This is a genomic window from Emticicia sp. (genome assembly GCF_049241225.1).
Taxonomy (GTDB): Bacteria; Bacteroidota; Bacteroidia; order Cytophagales; family Spirosomataceae; genus Emticicia.
The window spans coordinates 1-10,592 of sequence record NZ_JBMLRC010000382.1; the positions used below are offsets into that span (position 1 = coordinate 1).

Genomic DNA, 10,592 nt, shown 5'->3' on the forward strand with positions numbered 1-10,592 from the left:
CTCAATTCTCTACTTTCCTCGGTAAAATATAATATAAAATTCCGCCAACAGAAACAATTAAAAGTAAGATGACCAATATCTTTTGTAGATTTCCCTCATTCGGATTTTCGAGTAGTTTTCTGATTTCTTTGGCTTGTGAGCCAGTCCAAACCGCCAATAAAGTGCGAGGTATCATTCCGAAAAAACCACCTAAAAGGATATTTTTCAGTTTAGCCCCCGACAAAGCAAATACAAAATTTGTGAGTGCAAAAGGTAGTACTGGTGAAAGTTTAGTGAAGAAAATAAACTTTAATTCTTCTTTTCGGATATTTTCTAAAATACTGCTAACTTTCTTATTATCAGCTAAATAATTTCTGAATTTATCTCCATCAATGCGTTTGGTTATACTATTGACGAGAAAAATAGCCACCATATTCATCATGAAAACGGGTAGAACTGCATTCCACGCAATAAAATACCCAAAAATAAGAGCCAGCAGGGTAGGAGGCGTAAAGGCAAACGTACAGGTAAGGCAGCAAACAAATGTGATGAGTGTCCAGTCTTGCCAAGTGAAAGCCGAAACCGTGTTTTCGTGAGTAACGACCGCAACAGTAAGTGCCGAACTAAAAATTAATGGAACAACCGTCAGAAAAATAGAAGAAATGAGCGGAAAAGAGTATTTATTGGAGATCTTCAAAGGTTAAAAAGAAACTTAAAAATGAGGTATAATTAACTATTAAGTAATAAGATTTATATAATCGACAATTCTATAAATAGCTAAGAGGCTGTTTATAAGCCCATTAACTTTCTGTGGACTTGTCGACTATTGACTGTGGACTACTTACCAGATAATCGGTAAATCATAATCTGTAAAGAAACTGTCTTTAGAAATAACCGTAAGCTTTTCAGTAATTCCCTGTGCAATGATTATTCTATCGAATGGGTCTCGGTGTATGAGAGGTAAAGAAGATAGTTTGAGTAGGTGTTCGAACTCGATAGGTATAACACTAATTTGATTTCGTTTTATAAACTCAAATAAATCGGCAAGAGAATTTTCTAATTCGAGTTTTCTTATATTATATTTTATCGTAATCTCCCAAATACTTGCAATACTCACATGGCAATTATTAGATATATCCTTGATTAAATTTTGTGAAGTTAAGGAGAGTTGAGCATCACCACCGTAAAACCATAAAAGTGCGTGGGTATCTAAGAGTATATTCATCCTCACATATAATCTTTGAGTTCGTCTAAAGGAGCATCAAAATTTTCATGCAGCTTCACTTTTCCTTTAGCAAATCCGAATTCTCGTTCTTTTAATGGTTGCTTTTGTTGGTGCTTAATTTTTAAGAATTCTACGAAGTCAATTACTTCCTGTTGTAATTCACTTGGAAGTGTTTCTATTTCTTTTGTTAATGTAAATGCTCCCATTTTGGTCATATTTTCATACAATTTTACAAACTAATAGAAACAATTCCAAGTAGAATGTTTTTATAAAACCTAAAACAAGAATCCATAACGGAGTGTAATTGGCGTTTCGCTGCCAAGTAAACTTTGTGGACTGATAAACCCTCGGTTTGGATAACCCAAGTTATACATCAATGAGATGAAACTTCCACGTCGGCCATCGCCTCCCTGATAAAAACCTGCTCCAATGAGCGGCGAACCTCCCCAGATTCTTTTATTGGGGTCGGTTGTGTTGAGGTTAAACGAATAAAATTGATCGGCGTAAGCATTAATGAACTCGTACTCTGCATGAGCAAAGAAACGTTTGAAAACTTGCTGACGAACGAATATTTTGGGCCCAAAAATCGTATTATTTGTGTTGTTTGCACTATTACGATTGAATGTGCCTTGAAATATAAAGTTTGCTCCGATGCCCGCAACCGTTCCCTTGTCGTTTAATTCGTAGCCAACCATCGGCGAAGCATCAATATAAAAAGCACCAAAAAATCCCAGCCAAAAAGTCCCGCCGTATCTTAGTTTTTCTTTCCACTCGGGTTTTGGCTTTTCAAAAAATACTTGAGTTTGGCTGTCTTTATCACCCGAAGTCGGTATTTCTTCTTGGGCAAAAACGCTCAATGTGCTTATGATCAACGCACTCGCTAAAATAATTTTACGCATATTCTAAAGTCTTCTCTTCCTGTAAGAACTCAGGCAGTTTGATGGTATCGAGGAGTTGTTCTTCGAGCATATTTGCCCACTCCGTAAGATAAACGATAACATCAGCCCGAACATTGTGGCGAAGATAACGATTTTCGATTGGTAGACGCATTAAAATTTTCTTATCTGATAGCTTTTCGAGGTTTTGGAGGTCTTCCAACGAAAATCCAGAGGTAAGCATTTCGTGGATGAGCATATCAATTGGCATTTCCGAAATACCACAGTATTCGTTGAGTTGTTCGTTCCAATCGCCATTGCCTTGCATTGCGTAGGCATGAATCTCGGCTTTGGTACGTTTGGTTACTTCCTGCACGAGGTTTCCGCAGTTGCAGCTTCCCATGTGGCCCCACATATATTCGTTTCCCGAACTTAGTTTCTTTGCAGTACGACGCAGTGCGTCAATGATTTCTAATTTTGCCTGTGCCATTTTTAATCAAAAAGTTTATGTATAAAAATGTATATGTATCTGTTTCCCATTAAAACGTACTGTGATATGCTTTTGTTTCTTGAATTTGAAGTAAAAATAAAAGGTCTCTCGAAAAATATTCAAGAGACCTTCACAATAATTTTTAACTAACTACGCTAAACTGCTCGATTATGCTTTTTTAGCTTTAGTAGTCTTAGTTGCTTTGGCTTTAGTTTCAACTTCTGGTTCGGCAGCAACTTTGGCTTTTGCTACCTTTGCAGGTGCTTTAGTTTTTTCGGTTACTGGCTCAGGCTTTGCTTTAGTTTTTACGGTTTTAGCGGCAGCTTTTGGAGCAGCAGGAGCAACTTCAGCAGCTACTTCGATTACACAGTTTTCAACCGAAAATTCTGAATTATAATTATATTTTGAAGCTTGTGTATCGTTTACCCAACGTCCGTCATTCAATAAGTAACGGTATTCGTAAGAACCTGATTCTAAGCTAACTGAAGCCTTTAATGAACCATCTTTTTGTTGTTTTAAAGCAACCCCTTTGTTAGAGTCCCAATTGTTAAAATCACCCAATAAAATACCCGAAGTTGCACCAGCAGCTACATCGGCAGGAAGAAGAAAATCAATTTTTTTGCTTGACATAATATGTATTTTCGTTTGTTTACAATACAAAGTTTTGCATAAAAAAATATCTTTTCCTAAAAAAATCATTGAAAAGTGCAAAAATTCTTTAAAAAGTACAATTTTATTAAAGAATGGTTAAAAAAATAAGCAATTTAAGTCGATATTTCGAGGCTTAAATTGCTTATTATCAATGGGTTATTATTTCGTAATGGACGGTTTTGGGGTAAATTAGTTTTTTGTGCCATTCGGCACTAAATATCGGTAGAGAAAAGGATGCCTATCAAAAAATATGTGCCGTAGGTACATTACTTTTATTGTTGCGTATCTACGGCACGCTTATCATCAACGTTTTGCAATGTGCTACCGATATTTAACCCCTAATGGGGTAGTTTCAAACCATCATTCACATCACTTAGGAAATCGTACTTTGTTTTCAGCCAAACCAACGACACTATGATTTTCCAGTATAAGCCCAACACTAATTCTGATTAAACTGCTCAGTGATTACCTTGCGTAAAGCTTGGTGCGGACGCAAGCCATTGTTTCGATAAACCTTTGGCCCTGCATCGGTTTTGGTATCTTGGGCGTTTCGCATCTGACGCACCGACGTGCTTCTAAATTCCTCGTATTCTTCGTCGGTCATTTCGTCACGGTTAGCTTTACCTTTTTCTAAACCATCATCAAATGTATTGATGCGGCGGTCTTGGTCGGCTACTTTCGAGCGGTTGAGCATATCTTCTATATGAGCCAAAATTTCTTTTCTTTCGGCTTTTAGCTCTGCCAAGTTGGGCAATAAAGCTAAATCATTCTCTAAGATACTTTTTTGTGTAATTTGTTGAGCCAATTCGCCTTCGGCTGCTTTCAATTCTTCAATCAATTTCAGATTGCGTTTCTTCATTCGGCGAATGGCCGGCCCAGCTTGCAGCCAACTGTACCAATAAGCTTGCATAATCGGGAATGCAATACCTAAACAGATTGCACCTGCAATGGCAAATAAAACCCCACTCAAAATAAACGACATCAATGCCCACGGACTATTTACGAGTTCGAGGTTTAGTTTATCATAGGCTTTGAGTTGCTCATCCATTTTCTGAATAAGAGCCTGATTTTCGGCAGGATTTACAGCCGTTGGGTCCATTGGTTGGCTATTGAGCTGCATCGCCTTGATTTGCTTATTGATGCTCTCTTTTAGCTTATCGGTTTTGTAGGCTTCGTAGCGAAACCAACCCAAAATAAGCATTGTAGCCACCGAAAAAGCTACTAAAAAACCTTGAAAAATAGCATAAGTACGCTTCGTTTTTGGCGAGTATTCGTTGATATATGGCTGCTCGACTAATCTATCATAAGCTGGTTTGAGTAATACCGAAAGCATCGCCAAGCCGATTGCAAAGGCCCAAGCCTCATAATTATCTCGGATATTGAGGGCGTAGGCCACAATTTCGTGTGAAATAATCAAATCTCCAGTAACGAAAGCAATACCTGCCAACAAATACAAGATTCCGGCAAATAACGAATACGGCGACTCGTTTCGGTTACGTTTGCCTTCGATTCGTTTGATATTTGCCAAGTTATCATCGATTTGATCTTGCACGAAACTAACTTTTCGCCCGTGCGTATTCACACCCATGATGTATTCTTGTAGTTTATCAAACGAAGTTTTCTGTTTTTCTTTCGTTTCGGCAATTTCAGCATCTATTTTGGCCACTTCTTCCTTTTTTTCGGCGATGCGTTCTTGTAGCCATTCGTAGGTTACGTGACTTGAGATGTAGCCTTCATAAGGGTCATCTTCTTGGTCTTTATCTTTTCGGATATTCTCAACACCGATTAAATAACCATGCTGGAAGTCTGAATTATAATAATCTTCTGGGTTTTCCATGTTTTTTTGCTTTTAAAATCATGTTGGTTTTACACCTAAAGAGTTCAGCATACAACTACTGTGGACTACCGACTCTCGACCGTGGACTTTCAACTAATTTTCTATTTCAATATTATATTTATCTAAAAGTCCTCGAACATTACTGAGCGAGAACTTTGCTTTTTTTATTCGATTCAATTCGGGGTCGATTGAAAAATTTTGTGAGGTTCGTAAATCGGCTTTTTCTAAGATTGTTCGCTCAAAAACTGCCGAAGTAAATTCGCAATTATCAAAAACAGCACCCGACAGGTCGGTTTCGGTAAAATCTGCTTCTTTCAAATTACAGTTTTTAAATTTTGTGCCTTTCATTTTTAGCTTGTAAAAGCCAGCTAAATGCAAGAAACAGTCATCGAAACTAACCGAAAATAAAAACGGATTACATTCACCAAAATTTACGCCCAGCAACTTACAATTCGAGAATTTAACTTGTTTGAAGGCCGTATTACTGATTTTTACGTTGCTCAAGTTGCAGTCTTCAAATTCACACTCCACAAAATCGAAGTTCGAGAGGTGTAAATTCGAGAAATCACAATTCGTAAATGTACAGCCCTCGTACTCGCCTTTGCGGAGGCTCTCTTGGGTGAAATTTATTCCATTAAATTCTTCTTCTTCTATGATTGGTTTTATCATTGCTCTCCATCGGCGAACAGGATGTTCGCCCCACAAAATTTTATTTCAAAATATCTTGTATTTGTTTACCTGTTAGTTTTTCACGGTAGCTGCGAGCCAAATTAAACTCACTTTCAAAGAGTTTTACGAGCATCTCACGGCGTTCGTTGAGGCGTTTGAGTTCGGCTTCTGGAAGCTTCAGGGCATCAACGATTTTCCATTTTTCTACTCTTTGCTCATCAATTTCGAGTTTGAGTTTGGTTATTTCATCTTCCCATTCTTGGGCTTTGTTGATTTTATCTTTTTGTAAACGAAGATTATCAAACCAAATTCCCGAATCGGTTTTCAGTACGGTCAGGTTACTCAAAAGCAATTTTCCAGCAAACAAAAACAAGAAAAATACAAAGAAAAACAAGGCAAATGAGCGAAGAAGGCTCTGATTGTCAAGCGATTGCACAAACACAAAAACCGAAGCTGCCAGCGGCATTCCGACTTCTTCCAATAGTTGTCGCCACGAAATGGAAGAATCTTTTTCGTGGAAAAGCGATTTCGGATTGAATAAATTGAACATTCCAGCCAAGAAAATTCCGAGTGCAATCACATAGTGATTTGCTGGGAAATTGGTCAGAATAGATTCATCAATCAGATAGTAGTTGCCAACGCACATCGCCAATGAAAGTACGATACCAATGACCGTGCGTGGCAGCTGATGGTCAGTACGTTCACGATTTTCGAGTATCCGTGCTTTTTCGGTCAGTTCGTTGATGCGGGTTTCTTTTTGCTCAATCAACAAATTAATCTCACCGATTTTTTCGGAATGATACTCCACTATTTTTTCAGTTTCGGCGGTTTGGTGAGCAAAGTAATTGCGAATTGCTCCAATTTTTTCTTCTGCTTTTGCTTCCGAAAGTCCAAAAATCACACCTTCATCACGCAGGGCATCTTCATTTTCGAGCCAAAACGGTATGATGTCCATTTCGGGTGAAAACGGCTGTACTTCAGATGTGGGAACTGTTATTACTTCTTGGGAAATTGGTACTTGTGGGGTATTCAAAACAATTACTTCTTCGTCTGGCGAAGAGACAGTCGGTTTTGAACTAAAAAGGTTTTTTACTCGGTCAAAAAAAGACATGGGCTTATGGGCTCGTTTTTAAGCACTCATGCTCACGGGCGGATTGGGGAAAATCGGGTGAGTCGTGGTTTTTTCGTACTCAATAATAGCAGTTATTATTTCACGAAAATATTTTTCACGTTCAAAATTTCCGCCAAAACCAGCGTCTATCATTATAGCAGCTTTTTCGTAAGCAATTGTGTATTCTCGGTGATTGCGTATTTTCATGGTGATTGAGGTTGGTAAATGTATGCCTACATATAAGCAACCACAATGCCATATTAACTCGAAATTGGGGAAAATATTTTGATTTTGAAAAAATAAAAGTGAAGAAGGGATTTTTCGATGGTTGAAGGGCGTAAATTTTGTAAATTGCACCCCACTCCCAACCTCTCCCCGATAGGGAGAGGGGGTAAAAAAACTCCCTCCCTATCGGGGAGGGTCGGGGTGGGGTTTTAAAATGATTTCAATAATAGTAGCTACCGCCGAAAACGGCGTAATCGGAAAAGACAATCAATTACTTTGGAAACTCTCGGCTGACCTAAAGCAGTTCAGAATACTAACAACGGGACATTCGGTCATTATGGGGCGTAAGACTTTTGAGTCAATCGGCCGACCATTGCCCAATCGCACCAATATTGTTATTTCTCGCCAAAAAGATTTGGTTTTACCCGAAGGAGTTTTGAAAGTAAACTCGCTCGAAGCAGCCATCGAAACCGCTAAAAACTACGCAGGAAACGAAGAAATATTTATTATCGGAGGCGGAAATGTGTATGAGCAAGCCTTGAAAATTACTGATAAAGTCTATCTTACCGAAGTAAAAGCCAGCATCGAAGGCGATGCGTTTTTTTCTGCTTTAAACGCAAATGAATGGAAAGAAATTGCAAGAATTTCGCACCAAAAAGACGAAAAGAATGAATATGATTTCGATTTTGTTGAATTGGTGAGGTTGTGAGTTTTACCACTAAGACACTAAGTACACAGAAGTTACACTTAGTGATACTCCGTGCTCTTCGTGCCTTAGTGGTAAATTGACCACAATCCATTAAATAAAAAACCATCATCTTCTTTGTTCTGCTGCTAGCGTTTACCTATATTCGTTGTTTAGGTTTCGACCTAAACATTATTTTTATTTCAAACACTTCTTTTGGGGGCTCTAAATTTGATTTACAGGCTAATCCTGCTCATTTTTGTGGTTTGGTTTAATTCTAAGTTTGAGAAATGACACAGATAAGATTGGTTTCACCCAAATTCCCAAGTGGGAGGGCTTCCTATTTTGTTAATATGAAAGTATCTACACTACAACCTTTTCAGATGGTCTATTCGTTATTCGAACACGAATATCTGGGATTTTTGTTTGAAGCCTTTGTGGTGCAACTCAACAGTAAAGGCGAACTGACACTCCAAAATCAGAGTGTTTCATCAAAAAATATCGCCGAATTTTCCGAACGAATTGATGCCGATGATTTTACGCTCGTCAAACTTACCGAAGCCATTCAGCAAGATGCTATCGTCAAGAAATTTAGTCCAAAAAAGCTCGCTCCACTTGATTTTTTTCTGAAAATATTCGACCCCGAAAAAGGCGATAAACTTCTGCAAGAAACGATTCATGGCTACATGGAAAAACACCGAGCCGAAATATTGGAGAAATTGCTGAAAAAGCCACTTTATATCATGAGCAACGACGGCGACCCTACTTGGAAAGCCATCAATAATATTCAAGAAGGAGCGAAAGCCTACTTTAATTTTATCCGAAACGAAGAAAATACGCATTATTTTCCGAGTATCAAATGTGGAGGCGAACGAGTACATTTTCAGTTTAAAAACGCCAGAATTTTGTGTGAAGAACCTGCTTGGTTGCTCATTGACGATAAATTATATCATTTCGAGAAGCAAGTGGATGGCAAGAAATTAAAGCCTTTTCTGAATAAAAATCATATCATTATTCCTCGAAATATTGAGGAAACTTACTACCAGAAATTCATTGCTCCGCTGGTGGCTCAGTTCGATGTTTTTGCTCAAGGTTTTGAAATCAGATTCGAAAAACACGAACCCAAACCACTTTTATCAATTTCGGAAGTACTTGCCACAAAAAAAGTTGCCGTGGCCTTATTTGATAATAATGAGGAAGAAGAAGAAAACGATGAAGAAAACAAAATAGTTTTTGATTTATCGTTTCAGTACGGTGATTACACTTTTCGTTTCGATAATTTCTCGGCTGAGGCTTACGTAAGCGTCGAGCGGGCGGGCGATAGCTGGGTTTTTCATAAAGTAAAACGAGATTTGAAGTATGAAAAAGCACAGGTAAACTTGCTAAAAAATTTGGGTTTAGATGTGCGTCAGGGCCGTAGTTTAGTGCCAAAACGCCCTGCTTTTTCGTGGTTGCAGAGCAATGCAATGGTTTTGGAAGAAAATAATTTTGAGGTAAGACAAGTTGATAATAGCCAAAATCAGAAGCAATATTTCTTGGGCTATTCGTCGATTGAGGTACATATCGAAGAAAAAAATGATTGGTTTGATATAAAAGCAAAAGTGCGTTTCGGTGAATTTGAAATTCCGTTCTTGAAACTTCGGAACTTAATTTTGGCCAATAAACGAGAGTTTACGCTGCCAAATGGGCAAATTGCCGTTATTCCCGAAGAATGGTTTACGAGATATTCAGAATTATTTAGCTATGTTGATAACCTCGACGAGAGTGATATTACGATTCTGAAAAAACATCATCTGGTTTTAGTACAAGATTTGACTGATGAAGGTTTGGCGTTTTCGGTTATTAGCAGAAAACTCGAGAGGCTACGAAATTTTGATAAAATTGGTCAATACGAACTACCTAAAGGCTTAAATGCTAATCTTAGACCTTACCAAAAAGCGGGCTACGATTGGATGAGATTTTTGGCAGAATACAAATTAGGTGGTTGCTTGGCCGATGATATGGGTTTGGGTAAAACTATTCAAACATTAGCTTTCTTGCAATCGCAAAAAGAACAAAATCTTAGTATTAGTAATGATAGCTCCCCTTTAGGGGCGGGGGGGCATCCAACATTATTGGTCATGCCTACTTCGTTGATTTATAATTGGTTAAAGGAAATCGAAAAATTTACGCCCAATCTTCGAGCGTTTATTTATACAGGTACGAATCGAGAGAAGAATACCGAACAATTTGATAATTATGACCTGATTCTGACTTCCTACGGAATCCTCAGAATCGACATTGATTTTATCAAAGATTACCGATTCAATTATGTAATTCTAGATGAATCTCAATCAATCAAAAATCCAAGTTCGCATATTTCAAAGGCCGTTATGCAGCTAAACTCGGCCAATCGCTTGATTCTGACGGGCACGCCACTCGAAAACAGCACGATGGATTTATGGACACAAATGACGTTTATCAATCCTGGACTTTTGGGTACGCAAAGTTATTTTAAAAACGAATACCAGATTCCGATTGAAAAACACCAAGACGAAAAGCAAAACAAGCGTTTGTATAGCTTGATAAAACCTTTCATGCTTCGACGACACAAGTCGCAGGTAGCCACCGAACTTCCGCCAAAAGTTGAAAGTATTCATTACTGCGATATGACCGAGGAGCAAGAGAAGTGTTACGAAGAAGCCAAATCGTATTATAGAAATATCATTTTGGAACAAATCGAAGAAAAAGGTTTCGGGAAATCGCAGATGGCGGTGCTACAAGGTTTAACCAAATTACGTCAGTTAGCCAACCATCCACAAATGATTGATGAAGATTATGGTGGAGATTCGGGTAAGAATGAAGA

At 38.2% G+C, this 10,592-nt stretch carries 12 protein-coding genes; 2 read left to right on the forward strand and 10 right to left on the reverse strand.

The annotated features are described in order from the left end of the window. Position 1 precedes the first annotated feature (1 nt). From ACOVO2_RS20000 to ACOVO2_RS20045, 10 genes are all read right to left on the reverse strand, one after another. A complete protein-coding gene (locus ACOVO2_RS20000) occupies positions 2-676 on the reverse strand; it encodes a TVP38/TMEM64 family protein (RefSeq protein WP_421771677.1) in 675 nt (224 codons plus the stop codon). A 144-nt stretch (positions 677-820) separates the two neighbouring features. Then, positions 821-1,204 (reverse strand): type II toxin-antitoxin system VapC family toxin, encoded by a 384-nt coding sequence (locus tag ACOVO2_RS20005; protein WP_421771678.1) that lies wholly within the window; start codon positions 1,202-1,204, stop codon positions 821-823. Positions 1,205-1,206: 2 nt separating this feature from the next. After that, positions 1,207-1,410, reverse strand: a complete 204-nt coding sequence (locus ACOVO2_RS20010; RefSeq protein WP_421771679.1) for a DUF2281 domain-containing protein — start codon at positions 1,408-1,410, stop codon at positions 1,207-1,209. A 69-nt stretch (positions 1,411-1,479) separates the two neighbouring features. Beyond that, a complete protein-coding gene (locus tag ACOVO2_RS20015) occupies positions 1,480-2,103 on the reverse strand; it encodes a hypothetical protein (RefSeq protein WP_421771680.1) in 624 nt (207 codons plus the stop codon). Continuing rightward, positions 2,096-2,569, reverse strand: coding sequence for a hypothetical protein (locus ACOVO2_RS20020; protein ID WP_421771681.1), 474 nt, complete (start codon positions 2,567-2,569; stop codon positions 2,096-2,098). The genes ACOVO2_RS20015 and ACOVO2_RS20020 overlap by 8 nt, the downstream gene beginning before the upstream one ends. Positions 2,570-2,737: 168 nt before the next feature. Further along, entirely contained in the window at positions 2,738-3,199 is a 462-nt protein-coding gene (locus ACOVO2_RS20025; RefSeq protein ID WP_421771682.1) for an isoamylase early set domain-containing protein, read from the reverse strand. A 460-nt stretch (positions 3,200-3,659) separates the two neighbouring features. Next, positions 3,660-5,057 carry a hypothetical protein gene (locus ACOVO2_RS20030; RefSeq protein WP_421771683.1) on the reverse strand — a complete coding sequence of 466 codons (1,398 nt, stop codon included), beginning with the start codon at positions 5,055-5,057 and terminating at the stop codon, positions 3,660-3,662. 93 nt (positions 5,058-5,150) lie between these two features. After that, complete coding sequence (locus tag ACOVO2_RS20035; RefSeq protein ID WP_421771684.1) at positions 5,151-5,762, reverse strand: pentapeptide repeat-containing protein; 612 nt, start codon at positions 5,760-5,762, stop codon at positions 5,151-5,153. Between the two features lie 4 nt (positions 5,763-5,766). After that, entirely contained in the window at positions 5,767-6,837 is a 1,071-nt protein-coding gene (locus tag ACOVO2_RS20040) for a hypothetical protein (protein WP_421771685.1), read from the reverse strand. An 18-nt stretch (positions 6,838-6,855) separates the two neighbouring features. After that, a complete protein-coding gene (locus ACOVO2_RS20045; protein ID WP_421771686.1) occupies positions 6,856-7,044 on the reverse strand; it encodes a hypothetical protein in 189 nt (62 codons plus the stop codon). A gap of 232 nt (positions 7,045-7,276) precedes the next feature. Between ACOVO2_RS20045 and ACOVO2_RS20050 the strand changes: the two genes are divergently transcribed. After that, positions 7,277-7,771 carry a dihydrofolate reductase gene (locus ACOVO2_RS20050; protein WP_421771687.1) on the forward strand — a complete coding sequence of 165 codons (495 nt, stop codon included), beginning with the start codon at positions 7,277-7,279 and terminating at the stop codon, positions 7,769-7,771. Positions 7,772-8,100: 329 nt separating this feature from the next. After that, positions 8,101-10,592: DEAD/DEAH box helicase (locus ACOVO2_RS20055; RefSeq protein ID WP_421771688.1), on the forward strand; the 2,492-nt coding region annotated here is incomplete at its 3' end.